Annotated in this window: 16 protein-coding genes; 2 read left to right on the forward strand and 14 right to left on the reverse strand. The window is 36.0% G+C overall.

Annotated features, from left to right (window positions below; genetic code table 11):
* Window positions 1-11: 11 nt before the first annotated feature.
* The 7 genes from GH715_RS00400 to GH715_RS00430 all read right to left on the reverse strand — a co-directional run bounded on the left by GH715_RS00400 (window position 12) and on the right by GH715_RS00430 (window position 8,120).
* On the reverse strand, window positions 12-326 hold the full coding sequence (locus GH715_RS00400; protein ID WP_026287252.1) for a cupin domain-containing protein: 315 nt from the start codon (window positions 324-326) through the stop codon (window positions 12-14).
* Window positions 323-1,522 carry an MFS transporter gene (locus GH715_RS00405; protein WP_240469328.1) on the reverse strand — a complete coding sequence of 400 codons (1,200 nt, stop codon included), beginning with the start codon at window positions 1,520-1,522 and terminating at the stop codon, window positions 323-325. The genes GH715_RS00400 and GH715_RS00405 overlap by 4 nt, the downstream gene beginning before the upstream one ends.
* Before the next feature lie 15 nt (window positions 1,523-1,537).
* On the reverse strand, window positions 1,538-2,665 hold the full coding sequence (locus GH715_RS00410) for a hypothetical protein (protein WP_153833802.1): 1,128 nt from the start codon (window positions 2,663-2,665) through the stop codon (window positions 1,538-1,540).
* A 24-nt stretch (window positions 2,666-2,689) separates the two neighbouring features.
* Window positions 2,690-3,568, reverse strand: coding sequence for a carbohydrate ABC transporter permease (locus tag GH715_RS00415; protein ID WP_153833801.1), 879 nt, complete (start codon window positions 3,566-3,568; stop codon window positions 2,690-2,692).
* 29 nt (window positions 3,569-3,597) lie between these two features.
* Complete coding sequence (locus GH715_RS00420) at window positions 3,598-4,560, reverse strand: ABC transporter permease (protein ID WP_153833800.1); 963 nt, start codon at window positions 4,558-4,560, stop codon at window positions 3,598-3,600.
* Window positions 4,561-4,809: 249 nt separating this feature from the next.
* The gene (locus tag GH715_RS00425) at window positions 4,810-6,306 is read right to left on the reverse strand and encodes an extracellular solute-binding protein (protein ID WP_153833799.1); all 1,497 of its coding nucleotides are present in this window, start codon (window positions 6,304-6,306) and stop codon (window positions 4,810-4,812) included.
* 290 nt (window positions 6,307-6,596) lie between these two features.
* Window positions 6,597-8,120 carry an extracellular solute-binding protein gene (locus GH715_RS00430; RefSeq protein ID WP_153833887.1) on the reverse strand — a complete coding sequence of 508 codons (1,524 nt, stop codon included), beginning with the start codon at window positions 8,118-8,120 and terminating at the stop codon, window positions 6,597-6,599.
* Between the two features lie 385 nt (window positions 8,121-8,505).
* Here GH715_RS00430 and GH715_RS00435 point away from each other — a divergent pair, with 385 nt between their 5' ends.
* Window positions 8,506-9,165, forward strand: a complete 660-nt coding sequence (locus tag GH715_RS00435) for a YesL family protein (protein ID WP_228760221.1) — start codon at window positions 8,506-8,508, stop codon at window positions 9,163-9,165.
* 44 nt (window positions 9,166-9,209) lie between these two features.
* Window positions 9,210-11,513 carry an AraC family transcriptional regulator gene (locus tag GH715_RS00440; RefSeq protein WP_153833798.1) on the forward strand — a complete coding sequence of 768 codons (2,304 nt, stop codon included), beginning with the start codon at window positions 9,210-9,212 and terminating at the stop codon, window positions 11,511-11,513.
* Window positions 11,514-11,623: 110 nt separating this feature from the next.
* Here the strand turns inward: GH715_RS00440 and larC are convergent, their stop codons facing one another.
* The 7 genes from larC to GH715_RS00475 form a co-directional block, all read right to left on the reverse strand.
* Window positions 11,624-12,400 (reverse strand): nickel pincer cofactor biosynthesis protein LarC, encoded by a 777-nt coding sequence (gene larC / locus GH715_RS00445; RefSeq protein ID WP_153833797.1) that lies wholly within the window; start codon window positions 12,398-12,400, stop codon window positions 11,624-11,626.
* Window positions 12,401-12,842: 442 nt separating this feature from the next.
* Window positions 12,843-14,321: an alpha-N-arabinofuranosidase gene (locus tag GH715_RS00450; protein WP_153833796.1), complete on the reverse strand. Its 1,479-nt coding sequence runs from the start codon at window positions 14,319-14,321 to the stop codon at window positions 12,843-12,845.
* Window positions 14,322-14,434: 113 nt separating this feature from the next.
* Complete coding sequence (gene arfA, locus GH715_RS00455; protein ID WP_153833795.1) at window positions 14,435-15,952, reverse strand: arabinosylfuranosidase ArfA; 1,518 nt, start codon at window positions 15,950-15,952, stop codon at window positions 14,435-14,437.
* A gap of 438 nt (window positions 15,953-16,390) precedes the next feature.
* Entirely contained in the window at window positions 16,391-16,819 is a 429-nt protein-coding gene (locus GH715_RS00460) for a DUF4064 domain-containing protein (RefSeq protein WP_153833794.1), read from the reverse strand.
* A 31-nt stretch (window positions 16,820-16,850) separates the two neighbouring features.
* Window positions 16,851-17,696: a carbohydrate ABC transporter permease gene (locus tag GH715_RS00465; RefSeq protein WP_018931762.1), complete on the reverse strand. Its 846-nt coding sequence runs from the start codon at window positions 17,694-17,696 to the stop codon at window positions 16,851-16,853.
* A gap of 38 nt (window positions 17,697-17,734) precedes the next feature.
* Window positions 17,735-18,616: a carbohydrate ABC transporter permease gene (locus GH715_RS00470; RefSeq protein WP_153833793.1), complete on the reverse strand. Its 882-nt coding sequence runs from the start codon at window positions 18,614-18,616 to the stop codon at window positions 17,735-17,737.
* Window positions 18,617-18,676: 60 nt separating this feature from the next.
* Window positions 18,677-19,942 (reverse strand): extracellular solute-binding protein, encoded by a 1,266-nt coding sequence (locus GH715_RS00475; RefSeq protein ID WP_228760229.1) that lies wholly within the window; start codon window positions 19,940-19,942, stop codon window positions 18,677-18,679.
* Window positions 19,943-20,097: the final 155 nt, after the last annotated feature.

Consider the following 20,097-nt stretch of genomic DNA (forward strand, 5'->3'; position numbering starts at 1 on the left):
GTCTCACACCTCTAATCTAGTAAATCTTCTCTTAACGGAGTAAATACATCTAATAGTTTACTTTTCGTTAATGCTTTAACCCCATGTACTGCATCGGAAGGTATTCTTAACGACTCCCCTTGTTCCACGATGACTTCTTTTCCATCGACATGAAAAGCTAGTTTACCTGCTAAACAATACGTTAATTGTTCATGTGGATGACTATGTGCTGAACCTTCTGCTCCCTCCTCAAATGACACTTCCATCATCATTAACTGATCACCTGGTTCATGTATTTTTCTTGTTACTCCTGGCTCTGCTTGCTCCCACTTGTTAACAGCCATCATGACTCCTCCTTTAATTTGGTTATGATTGGTAAAATAAACTGAATTGCCATTGCTAACATAATGACATAGGCGACCGTGTTCGTATCAATTTCATTAGAAAATAGCATAAACACCACAATTCCCAGTCCTCTACCAATATTAATAATGGTTTCTCTCAAAACTACTGATTCTACACGGAACTCTGATCCTAATGGAATCCTATCAATCCATTGAAAATAATAGGCGGCATAAGCATTCGCTTGTAGCGGTTTAAACATATTTTGCGTTACCATAAACAAGATGACACTCCACATCGCAATTTCCCATGTTAAAAAGGAGCCAGATACAAAGAAGCCAATAGCAGCTACCCATAGGTATTTTTTCGTTTGTTCAATATTGGCGAATCGGGAAATGACATAACTTGCTAGTATCGATACAGCGAGAAAACCTGCATTTAAATATCCGACAACACTTTCATCTTCAAAAATGCTATAGATTAAAATCGGCGGGATATACATCAAAATCCCCTGTGGAAAACCAATAATAAACCATCCTGCTAAGGCATTTCGGAATGCTTTTCTCCGCTCCATAATCTGACCTAAATATTTCATATAATAATTGCGATGACGAATGGATTCTTTCTTGATTCGAAAACTACCAACTGTCGCAGCTAAAAACATTAAGAAAGCGATCGAAAATACAATTAGATATCCCGACAACCCTGTAAATGAGCCAATGATAAAACCTGCTAAAGCTGGTGCTATAAGGTTAGCAGACCCCATCACGATCTGATTCCAACCTAAATAGCGATGTCGGTTTTGATCTGATGATACTTCATGGACTATGGTAAAATAAGCTACCCAATAAAGTCCCTGTGCTATTCCACGCAAAAGCGCAAATAAATAAAAGTAATGAACAATCTCTTCTTGCACGATAACAATGAGTAAATAAAAAATAGCAGTCATCAATATCCCGTAACGATATATTGTTGTTCTGCCTTTTTTCTTTGATATTTTTCCAATAAAGAAGGTTGTTGCCGCTTGTGATAGAATAGCAACTAAATTATACAGACCATTTACCCACAGACTGTTGGTCAGCCTCCATAAATATAAGTTCACAAAGATAATCGATAGTGATCCACCAAATTGAAAGATCGCATGATTAATTAAAATATTGATAGCATGTGATGATAAACGCTTTTCTTTGTTAAGTTTCATCGATCGAATCAAGCTTTACACTTCTTTCTGTTTGCATATTTTGCCTTCTGCCTCACCTTCCCAGAAATTAGTTGGAATAGGTTTCGGTTTTATTTGCCAAAGATGGTGTAGCTGTTTTCGAATAAGTGTTGCTTGTGTCGTTGCATTCATATCGCCTTCTTTTAATCCAAGTCCTAGTTCCACTGCAGCAGGCATATTCGGATAATATTCTCCTTGCTTAACCTGAGCAACATTTGGTGCCTTCGGTGAAGTAGTTAATTCTCGTGAAAAGGCACCGTCTTCTTGTTTTAATCTCTTCATATTGTTAATGGTTATTTCTGATATTTCTCTCAGTTCTGTCTCCAAAAAATTCGGCTCGATATAACTTAACAGGTCAATCGGGTTGCGGATATAGCACATATCTACCGCTTCTTCTGTTCTTAAGCATTTTAAGATAGTCTGGTAAATACGGTCTTGATTCGGCATCGATATTTGATATCTCCGGTAAAAGGTATGTAATTTAAACGTACCTGATATTTGAACATATAAAGATCCCTCGCCCCATAAACCTGTGTTCGGATCTTGTTTTTCTGCTAGATACTTAGTGAAAGCATCAACATATTTCCGTTGTGTTACTTCATCCATTTGTGCAAAATATACAGTCGAAGAAACAAGCAAGTCACAGCCCCTCCAGCTATTACGTAAGTCAATGCTGTCCCATTTTTCCCGGTAGGAAGATAGGGATTTGGTGTAATCAGGAGCCACCTGATTTTCTACAGGCAACGGATATAACGGTGATGCTCCCAATCGCTTAAGACTATTCCATGAATAATAGAGAGCTCTGTGCACCATCACTTCATCTTTTTTCATATTGCGATCATGATCATAAAAATATCCTGAGGCAGGATCCTGCCTCATTTGAAAAAAAGCAATCATTTTTTCTTTCATCGTTTGCGGCATATCGTCTAAGAGCTGATGTCTGCGTAAAATATTGATTGCTTGGGAAGTAGACTCGATGTCCGGTGTAAACCGATCATCGAGTACAGAGCTTCTTGCATAATAAAATCCGCCTGTAAGTGGATCAAATTGTTCTAGTAACCAGGAGAATACGCCATCAAATAAATCATCCAGCCTATTGCTTTCTGTCTCACGCCAATTCTTCATGAAAACTACTCCTCTTAAATAGAATTACCCCTTTACAGAACCTAACAGCGCACCCTTAGCAAAATACTTCTGTAAGAATGGGTATACTAATAGAACTGGTACCGTTGCAACGACGATCGTTGCCATTTTCACCGTTACTTCTGGCGGTGGGACATCTGTGTATGCTTCGGCATCATAGTTCATACCACTAGCTAATACTACAATTTGTCTTAGTAGTACTTGTACCGGCCATTTATCTGCATCTGCTAGATATAGAATTGCATGCATATAAGTATTCCAGTATGTTACCGCATAGAATAGGGAAATTGTCGCAATTGCTGGTAATGAAATCGGGATGACGATACGAAACAGAATACTAAAATCATTGGCGCCGTCAATTTTGGCCGATTCTTCTAGACCTTGCGGTAAGTTTAGGAAGAAGCTACGTAAAATGATCATGTTAAAAGCATTAATCGTTACCGGAACAATAAGTGCCCATAAAGAATCTAATAAACCAGTTTGTTGAACAACTAAGAATGTCGGGATCATCCCACCATTGAACAAAAGGGTAAATACGATTAAGAAGTTAATTACCCGACGTCCAACAAGATCTCTCCGTGACAGACCGTATGCTGTTAAAGTGGAGAAGAACATACTCCACAAAGTTCCTCCTACCGTTACAATGACAGATACTCCTAAAGCTCTGAAAATGGTATCGGTGGAGAAAATATATTTATACGCTTGCAATGAAAACTCAGTTGGAAAAAGTAAAAATTTCGTTCTTGCAACTTCCGCACTTGTGGCAAAGGAACTACCGACCACGTGAATAAATGGAAGTACGGTAATTATTGCCAAAAGTGCTAATAAGAAATAATTAAAGAAATCAAAGACCCTGCTGCCTGCAGAAATTCGTTGCTGTGCCATTTTTTTCACCTCACCTATTGTTGTCTGTCTTAATAAATACCTTCTTCATTGAATCTTTTCGCTAACCAGTTAGCAAAGACAACCATCACAAGCCCGACCGCCCCTTTAAAGAAACCGACTGCGGTACTGTAACTAAATTGTCCTTGTTGCAGACCGGCAACATATACATACGTATCGAAAATTTCAGCTACATTACGGTTTGATGAGTTCAGTAATAGATAAACATGTTCAAAACCTAACTCTAAAACATCCCCGATTTTCAAAATTAACAGGACAATAATTACATTACGGATAGCCGGCAACGTGATATGCCACATTTGACGGAAACGGTTGGCACCATCCATTCTGGCAGCCTCATATAATTGCGGATCTACTGCTGTGATCGCTGCTAGGAAAATAATTGTTCCCCAGCCAGCTTCCCTCCAGATTACTTGTAAAATATACATCGGACGGAACCAGTCCTCATTTAGAAGAAAATTAACCTTTTGAAAACCTAACGTTTCTAAGATAGCGTTTACAATACCACCATCTAAAGTTAACATTACATAACTAATCGATACGATAACTACCCATGACATAAAGTGTGGGATATAGATGAGCGTTTGAACGCCTCGTTTAAAGAAGCTGTGTCTTACTTCATTCAGCATAAGCGAAATAATAATCGGAATCGGAAAATAAATAAATATTTGTAATCCAAATAAAACAAGCGTATTCTTAAAAATCATCCAGAACTCAGAACTCGCAAATAATCGATTGAAGTGTTCGAGTCCAACCCATTCACTGCCAAAAATACCCAGATATGGTTTGTACTCTTGGAAGGAAATAATTAATCCATACATCGGTAAATATTTATAAATAAGGAAGTAAATTAAACCTGGCAGAATCATCAAATAGATCATCTTATTCCGTTTGACTCTTCGCCATGTTTCGGAACGTTTCATTTTTTTAACTTGTTTCGCTTCTTCTTTTGCAGTTAGTGTCGTCGTTTCCATAAGCAGAATCCTTTCTTTTAAAATTCGATTATGAATAATTGTCTTTAACAAAAGACTACGTTATTGGTTATATAACGTAAATAATCATTATCTTACGAGTTACTATCTATCATGGTGAACAGATCTTTTCCCATATATATGTTTCACATAAGCAACTAACATAACATAATGATCATCTCCTATTCCTATAACCTGATAGATATAGTTAGGCTCTTAAAAGCTTCACTTTAAGAGCCCCTAAACTCGCGATTACTCAGATGCGTTAAATTCTTCGATAATCGCCTCTCCACCTTGTGATTTCCAATCTTCTATTGCAGCAGCAAATCCTCCTTCATCAATTTGGCCAATAATATAATTATAGGTTGCGTCAGTAATAATTTCTTGAAGTCTAGCACCATCATCAACAAATGTCTCTGAATATAGTGGCACCGTAGGGTCTTCAATTAAATATTCCTCATTCTCTTTTGTTAATTCTTCTGCCTTTTCTTTGGCGTCATAGTCAAATTTAGATTCAAAACGACCATTTGTTTCTGGCTCGCCTATCCCGATAGACATATATGGTTTCACTTCTCGATCTGTTAATGCTTTGTCATCAGACGGTAATGCCCGACCATCTTCTACTTCATAATGTTCTCCTTCAATACCCCAATACGATAGATTTGCTATTTCAGGTGTCATCATTTGATCAAAGAAGTCTAAAATATTCAATAAATCTTCTTCTGTCTCAACAGCGCTTTTCGGGAACATTACTAAACTTCCATAACCAGGAATCGACCAAACTCCAAATTCCCCATCAGGTCCTTCGATTTTGTTTCGTACATCAAACTCCACATCTGGATTAATTGCTACTGCATCATTGTTAATACTAACTACATCGCCCATGGAGCCGACATACATACCAGCTGTACCATTTTTAAAGAACTCTTGCTGGTCTGTTTTACTTGTTACCGGAAAATCCTGATTAATATAACCGTTGTCATACATTTCCTTAAAGAAGTCCATGGTTTGTTTATATTGATCAAACATAAACTCTGGCTGCAGTTGGCCATTTTTTTCTCCCCAGTTATTTGGCGTACCAAACCAGGAAGAAACTGTTTTAAAGGCACCATAAATCAAATCACTACGGTCTGTTAAACCAAAAGTATCGTCTTCTCCATTTCCATCTGGATCATCTTCTGTAAACGCTCTTGCCATCTCCATAAATTCATCCGTTGTAGTAGGTGCTTCTAACCCGAGCTTATCTGCCCAATCCTTGCGATAAATCAAACCTTGACTTGATAAAGGGCGACCTTGGTATAACGTATACAGTTTTCCATTTATCCGCGTATTATCTAAGACAGTGTCCTTTAATTTCGACAAGTTCTCAAATTCATCTAAATACTGTCCAACTTCCCAGAACTGTTCATCTTCAATTGCATCACGAAATTGAATAAATGATGATTGATTTTTTAAGAAAACTGCTTCTGGTAATGAGTTGGTAGCAAATGCAGTATTTAACCGATCTTCATAGTTACTATCTGGTACCCATTGGATCTCAAAATCTTTACCTGTTTCTTCTTTTAACTTTTCTAATATTTTGTCATTAGGTACTTCCGGTGTATGCAAATTAGCCATAATGGTAAATGAATCATCATCCCCTGAGCCACCAGTCCCTTCACTCGATTCACTATTACTGCTACAACCAACAAAAATTAACAGTGATAAAAGTAAGATTGTAATTAGCTTCCTTTTTTTCCAATTAAGCAAGTAAACCACCCTTTACTATTGTTATACAACAATACCTCGATAAGTAACCTAGTACTTATCTTTCTCTATCTGGTCAAGCACTGTTGCCTAAAAAAATCTTACTGCAATGATTCTATAACGTAAATAATCATTATCTTACGAGTTACTTTTTTACATTGATAGAAAGGGTTTCTTATTATACTTGCTTAGTGGAAGCAACTAACATAACATAATGATCATCTCTGGTTTTATAACCTTCAAATACAGGTTAGGCACTTAAAATATCAATTTTAAGTGCCCATTTATTATGATCATTCAGATGCGTTAAATTCTTCGATAATCTTTTCTCCACCTTCTGATTTCCATCTTTCTACCGCATCATCAAATCCTGCCTCATCAATTTGACCAATAATATAGTTATATGTTGCATCTGTGATAATTTCTTGAAGTCTTGCACCATCATTTACATATGTTTCTGAATAAAGTGGTACAGTAGGATTTTCAATTAAATAGTTCTCATTGTCTTTAAATAATTCTTCTGACTTAGCTTTTACTTCATAATCAAAGTAACCTTCATAACGACCGTTTGTTTCAGGTTCACCAATTTCTATAGCTTGATATGGTTTTACTTCTCGATCAAATAATGCTTGATCATCAGTTGGCAATGCTTTATCTTCCATTACCTCATAATGCTCTCCTTCAATTCCCCAGTATGCATAGTTTATTACTTCCGGTGTCATCATTTGGTCAAAGAATCCTAAAATTTTTAGTAGATCTTCTTCTGTTTCTACAGAACTTTTCGGGAACATCACTAAACTACCATAACCAGGGATTGCCCATACACCAAATTCGCCATCTGGACCTGCAATATGATTGTGCACATCAAATTCAACATCTGGATTAATTGCTACTGCATCATTATGAAGACTACCAACATCTCCCATAGAACCTACATACATACCTGCAGTACCATTCTTAAAGAATTCTTGTTGATCTGGTTTACTAGTTACAGGAAAGTCTTGATTAATGTATCCGTTTTCATGCATTTCCTTAAAAAAATCCATCGTTTGTTTATATTCATCAAACATAAACTCAGGTAATAGCTGACCATCTTGTTCACCCCATTCATTCGGAGTTCCGAACCAGGAAGATACTGTTTTGAATGCGCCATAAACTAAGTCACTACGGTCTGTAACACCAAATGTATCATCTTCACCATTGCCATCTGGATCATCTTCAGTAAAGGCTCTAGCCATTTCCATAAATTCATCTGTTGTAGTCGGCGCTTCTAACCCAAGATTATCTGCCCAATCTTTACGATATATCAAACCTTGCCTTGAAAGTGGACGACCTTGATACAATGTGTATAAATTCCCATTAACTCTCGTATTATCAAGAACATTATCCTTTAACTTAGATAAATTCTCAAATTGATCTAAATATTGCCCTAATTCCCAAAACTGTTCATCTTCCATCGCATCACGGAATTGGATAAATGTTGTTTGATTTTTAAGGAATACTGCCTCTGGTAAAGAATTAGTTGCAAATGCTGTGTTCAAGCGATCTTCATAGTTATTGTCAGGTACCCATTGAATTTCAATGTCTGTATTGGTCGCTTCTTCAATTTTTTCTAATACTTTTTCATTAGGTACTTCTGGTGTGTGTAAGTTTGCCATCATCGTGAAGGCATACGGTTCATCTGAATCTGACCCTTCTTCTTCATTTGTTTCTTCAGAAGAGTCATCATCGCCACCGCTATTGTCCCCATCTTCTGTTGTGCTATCACTACTACATGCTGCTAACATAACAAATAATAGTAATAACATGATGCCCATAAGTTTTTTCCAATTACTCAAATTAACCACCCTCCAAAATCTAATTTTTGTACAGCAATGTTTGCCGTGTACAATCTAATAGTAAGAAACAAATAAGCATTTGTATATAATCACTTCTTCACAGCTATTGAAAACGCTTACTACAAAAAGAAAAATATAGCGCCTTTCTTTTGAAAATGATCATTTTTTCGTGCTTGGAAAAATAATATTAAAAAATGATTATTTTACTCATTGTATCTCATTAAAGTCCTTTATGGACGTGGGTTTATGCCTCCTTACAAGATGATTATAAGTTGAAAGCGCTTCACGATACCTATTTACGGCACATCAATTACAAGGTATTCTATATATAGTACTATTTAATTTACAGATTAGGTGGGTTTTTATGATGGAACTTTCAGGAATATGGGCTGGATTTTACCGGATAAGTGTATGGGTTACCCGATTTGCATGGTTGAATATGCTATGGATTGCCTTTACTTTATTAGGTTTAATTTTCTTCGGGATCATGCCAGCAACAATCGCGATGTTTGCCGTCGTTCGAAAATGGGTTTTAAAAGAATATGATGTCCCTGTTTTTGAAACCTTCTTCAAACAATATAAATCTAATTTCCTTCGTGCTAACCTATTCGGCTTAGTCATTTACATTATCGGTTATTTTTTATCTGTCTTTTTAAAGTACACAGGACTAATGAATCATTCGAGTTTATACCCAGTATTGCTCGGAATTTTTGTTATAGCAGCGTTCCTTTACGTGATGCTAGTATTGTATATTGCACCAGTTTATGTTCACTATCAGCTTCGTTTTTGGCAATATATTCGTTACGCAGTATCGATTGGTGCTGTGAACTTGCACTACTCTATATGTGCTTTAACAGTATTAGCCGGGATATATTTTGCATCTTTGAAATTGCCTGGTATTACACTTTTTTTTAGTTTTAGTGTTAGCGCTTACGTAGCGATGTTTATTATTCACATCGGTTTTAGTCAATTGCTAAAAAAACAACAAGAACAACTGGAACAAACACCTATATCCACTTCCTAGCGCTATACATTTGTTTAAAATATATCGATTAAGGAAGTATGTCTATGAAAAAATTATCTACTCAACACTATTTTAAACTAATCGCATTTTTAGTTATTTTAAGCACCGTACCTGTTATTATTACTGGTGGATTATCTTATTGGCAATCGTCTAATGCTATTGTGGATTATTCTAATGATGAAAAAAAGCAAAACATTTATCAGATACAAACAAACGTAGAACAAGTATTAAGGTACATTGATCTATCTACAACTTATTTTGTACGCTCAGCACAAACGCAGGAATTTTTAAAAGAAGATATGAATGGGAGATCCTTTAACGATTTTCATAAATTAAGAAAAGATTTAAACCATTTACAAACCATTGAGACTGGTATTGAAGATGTGATATTAGTAAGTTTAGATAAAAGATGGCTAATTAATAACGATGGTTTAGTACACCTTGATAATCATGCTTATGAACAAATAAACACTAATTATTTAAGGATACCTGAGAAATCTGTTTGGCTGATGGAAGAAGCAAGCCAGATAAATTTACCGAATGCGACGAAAAAGAGCTGTTCTCATTATATTAATTTAGTGAAGAAATTGCCGCTCTTATCGTCTCAACCGGACGGTCTTATATCTGTTATCGTTCCTACTTGTGAATTAACTGAAATCATGGCACAAAGTAATGATAGTGAGTCATTTATTATTTTAGATGAGAATAATCAAACAATTGCCCACAGTAATACGGAATACACAGGTGAAGATGGGTATATTCCCAATAATTTATTTGAGAGGATTGACCGGAATGAATTAGAGGGTCAATTCGAGTATCAAATTAATAATACGGATTTCAAAGTCTCCTATCAAACTTCAGAATATAATGACTGGACTTATCTTTCATTAGTAAAATTAAGTGACTTGCATATGAAATCAAGCTCTATCGGTTGGTTAACCGTCTTAATTGTTTCGATATTATTAATTCTTTCATTATGTATTGCTTTTATTGGTAGCAAGATTTTATATAAACCTGTCAAAAAGTTAAAAAGTGTGATAGCTTCTTCGGATGACGGTAAGTCCGTAGCGGAAAAAGCAACAAATGAATTCGATTTAATCGAGACACATATCGAAAAATTATTAAATCAAAATCATCTGTTGGAAAAACGGGTTCAAAGCCAAGTTACACAGTTAAAACAGCTTTTCATGATTCGATTATTACAGGGGAAAGTTACAACTAGCGAACTACCACTAAAAGTGAAGTCGTTCAATTATAATCAGGATTGGACCGGATTAACGGTTTTTTCATTAAAATTAGATGAAATAGACCAAGAGAAATTTAATAAAAATGATCAAGACCTGATTCTTTTTGCAATCAACAATTTAATTGAGGATCTTATTCCAAGCGAAGAGCGATTTACTCCGGTGGTGATTAATGATGCCCAATCCACTTTAGTTATTACGAAGTGCAATAATCAATCAGATTATACACATATCATAAACCAGAAGGTAAAACTAATTCAAACCAAAGTGATGGAGTTATTTCACTTATCAGTCAGTATCGGTATCAGTAACCGTTACTACGAATTAGAAGATTCTAATATAGCTTTTAAAGAAAGTAAGGAAGCACTAAAATATCGTCTAAAAATGGGTGAGTCTTCGATCATTTTTTACGAAAACTTGAATAGACGCTACTCTAGTGTTGCTCCTTACCCGACAGCAATTAAAAATAAAATTTTTGATGCGATTAAATTAAGTGATAAAGAACAAGCGTTATCTGAGCTCTCAAAGTTTTTTGATTATTTGGATAGAAACGATATTCATCATCAACAGCTAGAAATTATCTTATCTAGGTTCTTATATGAATTATATGAATTAAAAGAATTACTGGGGGCAAATGTAGAAGATTTTCAATCAACGGATATGATTACCTATTATCAATACTTGAACTCGATTGAAGCGATCCATGATTGGCTTAGCCAGCAAATTATCATTCCATTAATCGATAGTATCGATGCCAAAGACGATTCAAAGAATAAGAAAATCTCTGATAAAATGATTCGGATTATTCATGAGGATTATGATAAAGACATTTCACTCGATGTGATCGCTGCCGAGTTACACTATAACCCGAATTATTTAAGCAGTATTTTTCAAAAGGAAACGGGATACTCTTTTAGTGAATATTTACTTCGTTACCGTCTCAACAAAGCAAAAGAATGGCTCACGACAACTAATATGTCTGTAAAGGAGATTGCTGAAAAGCTGCAATATAACAATTCTCAAAACTTTATTCGGTCATTTAGAAAAATGGAAGAAATCACCCCAGGTAAATACCGGGCACAATATAAAAGTAAAGAAGCATGAGAGACTGTCCTATAAGTTATAACAAAGAACTTATGGGACAGTCTTTTTTCTATAACATTATTCACAGAGGCTACCACTCTCTACAGTTTTGCAGGAATTAGACGACTGAGTCACTGTTCACTTTCACCGATGATTACTCTTAACACATTTGGATGATTTTCAAATGTTTTCGTACCAGCACCATAGCCAATTGTATCTACTGTGATGTTTGGCATCACCGAGAACTCCGTAGCTAATGTCTTGATGATGGCTGCACCTGTAGGGGTTGTTAATTCTCCCTTTACAGCGCTTTCTTTTAGTGGAACACCCTTTAATACTTCCAACGTCGCTGGGGCAGGTACCGGATAAACTCCATGATCAATATGGATGTGACCAGATCCAACCGGAACTGGAGAAGATATAATTTGATCAACCTCTAATTTGTCTATTAATATGGCAGTACCAACAATATCAATAATTGAATCTATTGCACCAACTTCATGAAAATGGACATCCTCCAGATTCAATCCATGTATTTTTGCTTCCGCTTCACCTATTACACGGAACATTTCTAAAGACATTTTTTTGATTGATGCGTTTAGTTCACTATTCCCAATAAGATCAACGATATCTTTATAGTCTCGATGATGATGAGAATGACCGTGATGATGACTATGTTCATGATGATAGTGGTGATGATGCTCCTCTTGATAAATTACATCAAACTTATTACTATGTATTCCGTTCTTCACGGTTTTACTAAGCTGTAATTGATACTCTCTTTCTAAATGTAAAGCTTTAAGCTGTTTCTCCAACCACTCTAAAGATATACCTGTATCCAATAATGAGGCGATGGTCATATCCCCACTTATCCCGGAAAAACAATCAAAATACAATGTCTTTGTCATTCTTTTTCTCCTCCATTTTTTGTCTTCTTATTTGCATTTTATCCTACGTATATTAATTAACACAACACATAATCATTTATTATGAAAAACTGAGCAAAACTCGCTCAGTCCTTATGACTAAAATGCTAAAGTTTTACCATTTCTCTAGCATCCATTTTGAAATATTTGAACAGCCTTACCACCACTTCGGCTGTCCACTTCCACTCCTACGGGATGATTTTCGACTAAAATCCACTTTGGTAAGTGCTCTTTGCTTACCAAAGTTAGCTTAGGCGAAAATCCCGTGGAAAGGGAAGTGGACAGCCGCAGCGATGGTTTCCTGTACAAGCTATTTCAAAATGGCTACTCTGCTTACAAATGCGTCGATACCGCGGATTATATACTTTCTTTACTTACAAGAAAAAAGCCGATAAGGTTAACCTTACCGACTTTAATAGTTCTATTATTTAATTGTAATACTTAAAACTGATTTCGATGGTAATGTTAGTGTTAATTCACTGCCACTTGTCTGAAAGCCATCAAACGCGACTGGTTTTACATTGTCTGGATTCTCAAACGTATTATGAGCATCCATTTCATTCGCAGTAATGATACGACCTGACACATTGGCAAGATCTTTACCACGTAAATCTACTGCTAAATCTGCAGTTTTCGCTTTATCTAAGTTACATAAAGTAATGGTAACAGAGCCATCTGCCGCTTTAGAAGCAGAAGCAGAAACCTGTGGAATTTCTTTATCCCCGACTTTAATAGAATCACTTTCGATGTTAAGATCTAAACGCTCTGCATCTTGATGTGCTTTATACATTTCAAACACATGATAGGTTGGAGTTAAAATCATTTTTTCCTTATCTGTTAAGATCATTGATTGAATTACGTTGATCGTTTGCGCAATATTTGCCATTTGAACACGATCATTATGTTCATTAAAGATATTAAGTGAAACACCTGCAACTAATGCATCACGGATCGTGTTTTGCTGATATAAGAAACCTGGATTTGTGCCTGGTTCAACATCATACCAAGCACCCCACTCATCAAAAATGATCGCAATACGTTTTTCAGGATCGTATTTATCCATAATGGTACTATGCTTTTCTATAAGCTCTTCCGTATATACTGTTTTTTGCATCGTAATATCCCAGACATCCTCGGAAAATCCAGTTGCTGGTCCTTTGTTCCAGAAACCACCTGGGTGTACGTAATAGTGAAGACTTAAGCCGTCCATAAATGGAGCAGCTTCACGCATCAACACTTCTGTCCAATTATAATCATCTACATTGGCACCACCAGCGATACGGAAGATTTTATTATCTCCGTAATCCCTTACATATGTCTGGAACCGTCGGTATAAATCAGCATAATATTGTGGACGCATGTTACCGCCACAACCCCAGTTTTCATTACCTACCCCAAAGTATTTTAACTTCCAGGGCTCTTCTTTGCCATTTTCTTTACGCCAGTTAGCCATTGGGGACTCACCGTTGAATGTCATATATTCTACCCATTCTGACATCTCTTGAACAGTACCACTTCCGACATTTCCATTAATATATGGTTCTGTGTCGAGCATATCACATAGCATATAAAATTCATGAGTACCGAAATGGTTATTTTCGATTACACCACCCCAGTGTGTATTAACCATACGCTTCCGATTTTCTCTCGGGCCAATACCATCTTTCCAATGGTATTCATCAGCGAAACAACCACCTGGCCAACGAAGTACTGGAATATTTAGATTACGCAATGCTTCGACAACATCATTGCGAATCCCATTTGTGTTTGGAATATCAGAATCTTCACCAACCCAGAAACCTTCATAAATACATCGACCTAAATGTTCTGCAAAATGTCCATAAATATTTTTGTTAATTGTCCCTTTTCCGACATCAGCGTTGACAATTACTTTTTTCGTCATACTTATCACCTCATTATAAATTTAATCGTGTTTCTTTATGACGATGCTACTCGTCCGTGAAATCCCCCACTTCAAGGTTCAAGTCAATCATTAATCCACATAGGAAAGCTCTGTTAAGCTTTCTTTTGTAGACGAATCATGTTCCATGAGAATTTAGGGAAAACAGATGTCAGTTTTCCATCATCCACGTAAGACTCTCCATTCGCATGTGGTTTAACATTCTCTTGACCAGCAAGGTTTACTGCTTTCGCATCTTCATTTTCAAGTACTACATGTTCTACTACATCAAAACCTTCAAATGAACGGACATCGATATCCACTTCTAATGGTTTTTCTAAGTGACGATTTGTAGCAAATACAACTAACTCTTCTTTTTCCTCATTGTATACAACAGATGAATCGAGGTAAGGAACATCAGTAAAGTCTTTACTATCATATTTAGGTGAACTTACTACTGGATTAAGCGCTACACCACGTCCATATACTGAAGTATAGTAATACGGATAGAAAATCGTCTGTTTCCATGCAGCCCCACCATTTTCTGTCATGATTGGTGCTATAACGTTTACAAGTTGAGCCATACAAGCAATTTTCACACGGTCAGAATGACGGAGCATTGTATTTAGCATACTGCCAACTAATAAAGCATCTTCGAACGTATACACATCTTCTAGTTGAGGCGGTGCTACTGTCCATGGCTCGATTTCTTTATCCTGCTCATTGGAGTGGAACCAAACATTCCATTCGTCAAAGCTTAAGTACATTTTCTTTTTGCTACGTTTTTTCGCTTTAATATAATCACATGTAGCGATTACAGTTTGAATAAAGTCTTCCATATCCATCGATTTCGCTAAATAGTTAGCCGTATCACCACTACGATTACCATAGTATTGGTGTAATGAAATATAATCAGCTACTTCATAGGTATGCTCAAGTGTTTCTGCTTCCCAGTTAGGGAATGTCGGCATATTAGAATTAGAGCTTCCACAACTTACTAATTCAATTTCCGGGTCTACTAGTCTCATAGCTTTAGCTGTTTCGGAAGCTAAACGACCATATTCGTAGGCTGTTTTTTGACCAACCTGCCAAGGCCCGTCCATTTCATTCCCAAGACACCATGTTTTAATATTGTGAGGGTTTTCATAACCGTGAGATTTACGCAAATCACTCCAGTATGTTCCACCAGGGTGATTACAATACTCTAATAGATTTCGGGCAGCATCGATTCCTCGTGTACCTAAATTAATTGCCATCATTACATCTGTATTAGCTGCTTTTGCCCAATCCACAAACTCGTTCGTACCAACCTGATTTGTTTCTGTCACTCTCCATGCCAGCTCCAGACGTTTTGGGCGGTCTTCTTTTGGACCAACTCCATCTTCCCAGTTGTAGGCAGATACCATATTTCCCCCTGGGTATCTAACAATGGGTACTTGTAATTCCTTAACTAAATCCATAACATCTTGACGGAAACCATTTTCGTCTGCTGTTGGATGTTCAGGTTCATAGATTCCACCATATACAGCTCTTCCTAGGTGCTCGATGAATGATCCATAGACTCTAGGGTCAATCTCAGAGATTTGAAACTCTTTGTCTATAACCATTTTTGCTTTTACTGTTTCATTAACCATCTCTTTCATCCTTTCTTATACAATTTCTATATTCTCTTTAATTAATACGCTTACACAAAATATTGCACGCACATAATTTAGAATCCTCACCAAACATGTACGTACATTTAGATTATGGTATATTTAATAGTTTGTCAAGTTAAGAACAAGCAGAATGAATCAATATTTTTAATGAGAAAATCTAAGCTATCACATCAAGGTAATATCTTCTATTCAACTGACTGAGACACTTTCTAGTTCTTCTTAAGCGATCGATAATTGATTTGTAAACGCTGATGGATAATTTGTGAAAAGTAAAATTCTTTGTTGTCTACAGCCATTTTGGTTTTTACTGTTCTTGTAGCATCTCTTTCATCTACTTATGTATTATGAGTCATGTTTAAATAAGTACGATTTAATTTAACAGTTAAAATCTTTGTAGTAACTAATATATTCTCTTTAATTACTTATTGCTTCTTCGACTTTGGGATTAGAAAGTCTAATAGCTTTATTTTTTGCCACATAAATTATAAAGGCAATCATATATACTAAAAATCCGAGTATATCCATGGATAAAAGCTGTATAACAGTCCAAATTCCAACCCATATCATCACTTTCTTTTGAATCTCGTTATCTCTTAACTTTACAGCAACAAAAAAACTTATTAAGGCACCTATTAATGTAAACAAACCAAAGATAAAAATAATGCTAGAAATATTATTAACCATCTGTGAACCGGCTATCATCGTTTCCATATCAGCGTTTTTTAATTGTTGTTCACCTTGACGATTAAACCAGGAATTATAGCTAAAAATGGTTAACAATGCTGTAATTAGATTCCAAACAGCACCTGTTATTAACAACTTTCTTTCTAATCCTCTTTTCATTTTCTCGCCTCATTTCTATCTTGGTTTTTGTTCACCCTTTGATACCGGAATTTAAGTTAATTGCTGAAACAAAATATTTCTGCGCAAAGAAAAATAATAACAAGGTTGGTATGATCGCCAAGATGGCCGACCCCATTAATTGCCCAATCATACGATAGTTACCATATACATCCTGTAATAACAATAAACCAGCTGTAACCGGCATCTTATTAACATCTGTATATACGATTACAGGCCACAAAAAATCGTTCCATGAACCAGTGAAAGAAAACAAACCACAAACAATTAACACTGGTCGAATTAATGGTAAGATAATTCTGGAAAAGATTTTAAAATCACTGGCTCCATCCACTCTGGCTGATTCATCCAATTCCATTGGAATCCCTTTCATAAATTGTCTGACTAGAAAGATATTCCCCATACCTGCTAGTCCAGGGACAATCATTGCCCAAGGAGTATTTACCCATCCTAGTATATCAATAATTTTATACGAAGGGATTAAATTTACAACATTAGGAAAGAAAGAAATTCCTAACAATGTGAAAAATAACAAATCTCTTCCCTTAAATTTCATACGAGAATAACCGTATCCTGTAATGGAAATAACAACAACCACAAGCAGCGTATGCATCGTCGCAATAAATATAGAATTCCAAAGCCATTGCATAATTGGAGCTGTGGATGTATTTTCTAATATATTTACATAATTCTCAACAATCCAGTTTACAGGTAATAATCTAAACCCTTCATTAACCACTTCTGTCTGTGACCTAAAAGAAGTTACAATACCAAATAATACAGGTATTGCCCAAATAGCACTGACAATGATTAAAAAAAGGTACGCTAAATATTTCGAAACTTTTATCTTCTCAAACATATTATCACCCCTACCCTTTATATTCCATTAATCCTTTATTATGTCGTTGCATTTTTATTCATGATGTAATATTGAATAGCTGAAATAACCAGTAGTACCAGCCCTAGCATTACCGCCATTGCAGAAGCAACACCTGCAATTGATTCACCATGACTAAATGCTAAATCACGGATATACATCATTAACACTGTAGTGCTTTGACGCGGTCCGCCATCTGTCATCATTAATGGTTGGGCAAAGACATTGAAAGCGCCGGCAGTAGTCATGACCATTGTGTAAATTAGTGGAAATTTAATGGATGGTAACGTAACATTCCAAAACTTACGGATTGGCCCCGCACCATCAATTTCAGCCGATTCATATAGATCCTTAGAGACTCCGTTAATACCAGCTCGATAAATAATCATATTTCCACCAATACCAGCCCAAACAGTAATAATAATGATTGTTATCCAAGCATATGGTTGAGTTGCCGTCCATACTTGCTCCGAACCAAACATATTGTTAACTACACCTAGTTGCTTATTAAAGATTAATGACCATATTAAGGCTGCTGCTGAAATAGAAACTAATCCCGGAATATAAATCAATGTTTGGAATAGACTTGTAAATTTCACTTCCTTATGTTCTAAAGCTACAGCAATCATTAAAGGTATAACAATCATTAATGGAACACTTAATCCAACAAAAATCAAGGTGTTCTTCATCCCGTTAAAAAATTGACTGTAAAAAGTAGAATCACTGTTCGCTAATATTGTTTTATAATTATCCAGTCCTACCCATTCAGGACTGCCAATCAAATTCCAATTCGTAAATGAAGCATACATACCATAGATGGAAGGTATTAAAATAAATACGATAAACAAGATAATGTGTGGCCCAACAAAGAACAGCGGAGCAAATTTACCATGTTCTTTCAATCATATGACCTCCTTTGTTAAAAGTAATGTGTCAAAAAGCTGACACATTACTTATTTAGATTATTCTTCAGATAATTCTTCTTCTAGTTCATCTTCGTCTAAGAGTTCTGTATTCTCCATATCCAACGAACCTTCAGCTACTTTGTCTTCTACAAATTTTTGCATTTCTTCTAACCCTGTATTAATATCTATTTCACCATGTACAAGGTCTGCTACATAGTTGTCCATAGCTTCTTGTACATATGGGTAGTGCTCGTAGGTATAAATATAAAGGGAATCCTCTTGTTCCTGAGTTGAAGTAAAGAATGATTGCATGTAATTTTCATATTCAGGACTTTCAATTACATCTTGACTCGCTACAATCTGTCCCGCTTCTGCCCATTCAATTGAATTTTGACGGACAAACTCTAAAAAGTCTGCAATTCCCTGCTCTTTCTCTTCTGATCTCTCTTCATTACTTAACATGGCAAACAAGTGAGCTGAAGATCGATTATGGAAAGTATCCGGTTCAAAAGCATATATATTTGTTACACCAAAGTTGAGATCTTCTACTTGTGCATGCCCTGTTGAGCTCCAAGTACCGTCAGTGGAGAATAAGACATTTCCTGATTGGAACATTAAATACCCATCTTCCCCGTATGGTGTCATTAATCCTGCATCACTTAGCTCTTTCACCGCTTCTATAGATTCCCGCATTGCATCCGTATTAACTGCTGGCTCACCGTTTTCTTGAATGTCTCCACCTAAATTTTGTATTTGAGCTAATAAAACCCAGCTTAATAGTGCATCATTTAATACATAGTCACCTTCCTCTAATTGACCTTGTAAGGAAAGCATTTCGTCAAATGTTACTACGTTGTCGTCAAGCCAATGTTCCACATCATACTTTTCTAATAAGTCTTGATTATAATACATTGCACTACCGTGAATATCTAAAGGGATAGTATACTGTGTACCGTCCACTTCTCCAGCAGACCAAGCTTCTTCAATATAATTATCTGCGTTCAATTCTGGTTGCGCTTCCATTATTTTTGTCACAGGCTCTAACAAATCTTGTTTCACAAAGCTCGGTACACGATCCGCATGTATAATAGATAAATCCGGAATACCATTTCCTGAGTTCAATACAGTATACATCTTCGTGTACATATCTGATGTGATAATGTGTTTCACTTCTATTTCAGGTTCTGTTGCATTATAATCTTCAACAAGTTGGTCCATATATGCACCATCATCCCCTGTTAATGGTGTCCAAAATTGAATAGTATTTTCATCATTTCCTCCACACGCCGCTAAGAATACCGCCACTAAAGTTAACATCACCATTAATACTTTCTTCACATTTACCCCTCCATTTATTGAATGATTAACAAAAACATTCATCACTTAACCCGCATAATCAAGCGCTTACATTATTCGCCTCCTTTTCAATATTCAAAAAAAAACACCAGTTAAAATCGCTCATACCAACAGTTTTATTG

The sequence above is a fragment of the Gracilibacillus thailandensis genome (assembly GCF_010994055.1).
GTDB lineage: Bacteria > Bacillota > Bacilli > Bacillales > Amphibacillaceae > Gracilibacillus > Gracilibacillus lacisalsi.

Excerpts from the sequence above, each read along its gene's own strand:
- GH715_RS00450 (WP_153833796.1), bottom strand. The coding sequence starts at position 14,321 with ATGACGAAAAAAGTAATTGTCAACGCTGATGTCGGAAAAGGGACAATT.
- GH715_RS00440 (WP_153833798.1), top strand. The coding sequence starts at position 9,210 with ATGAAAAAATTATCTACTCAACACTATTTTAAACTAATCGCATTTTTA.
- GH715_RS00465 (WP_018931762.1), bottom strand. The coding sequence starts at position 17,696 with ATGTTTGAGAAGATAAAAGTTTCGAAATATTTAGCGTACCTTTTTTTA.
- GH715_RS00420 (WP_153833800.1), bottom strand. The coding sequence starts at position 4,560 with ATGGAAACGACGACACTAACTGCAAAAGAAGAAGCGAAACAAGTTAAA.
- larC (WP_153833797.1), bottom strand. The coding sequence starts at position 12,400 with ATGACAAAGACATTGTATTTTGATTGTTTTTCCGGGATAAGTGGGGAT.
- GH715_RS00460 (WP_153833794.1), bottom strand. The coding sequence starts at position 16,819 with ATGAAAAGAGGATTAGAAAGAAAGTTGTTAATAACAGGTGCTGTTTGG.
- GH715_RS00475 (WP_228760229.1), bottom strand. The coding sequence starts at position 19,942 with ATGGTGATGTTAACTTTAGTGGCGGTATTCTTAGCGGCGTGTGGAGGA.
- GH715_RS00400 (WP_026287252.1), bottom strand. The coding sequence starts at position 326 with ATGATGGCTGTTAACAAGTGGGAGCAAGCAGAGCCAGGAGTAACAAGA.
- arfA (WP_153833795.1), bottom strand. The coding sequence starts at position 15,952 with ATGGTTAATGAAACAGTAAAAGCAAAAATGGTTATAGACAAAGAGTTT.
- GH715_RS00405 (WP_240469328.1), bottom strand. The coding sequence starts at position 1,522 with ATGAAACTTAACAAAGAAAAGCGTTTATCATCACATGCTATCAATATT.
- GH715_RS00430 (WP_153833887.1), bottom strand. The coding sequence starts at position 8,120 with ATGGGCATCATGTTATTACTATTATTTGTTATGTTAGCAGCATGTAGT.
- GH715_RS00415 (WP_153833801.1), bottom strand. The coding sequence starts at position 3,568 with ATGGCACAGCAACGAATTTCTGCAGGCAGCAGGGTCTTTGATTTCTTT.
- GH715_RS00435 (WP_228760221.1), top strand. The coding sequence starts at position 8,506 with ATGATGGAACTTTCAGGAATATGGGCTGGATTTTACCGGATAAGTGTA.
- GH715_RS00410 (WP_153833802.1), bottom strand. The coding sequence starts at position 2,665 with ATGAAGAATTGGCGTGAGACAGAAAGCAATAGGCTGGATGATTTATTT.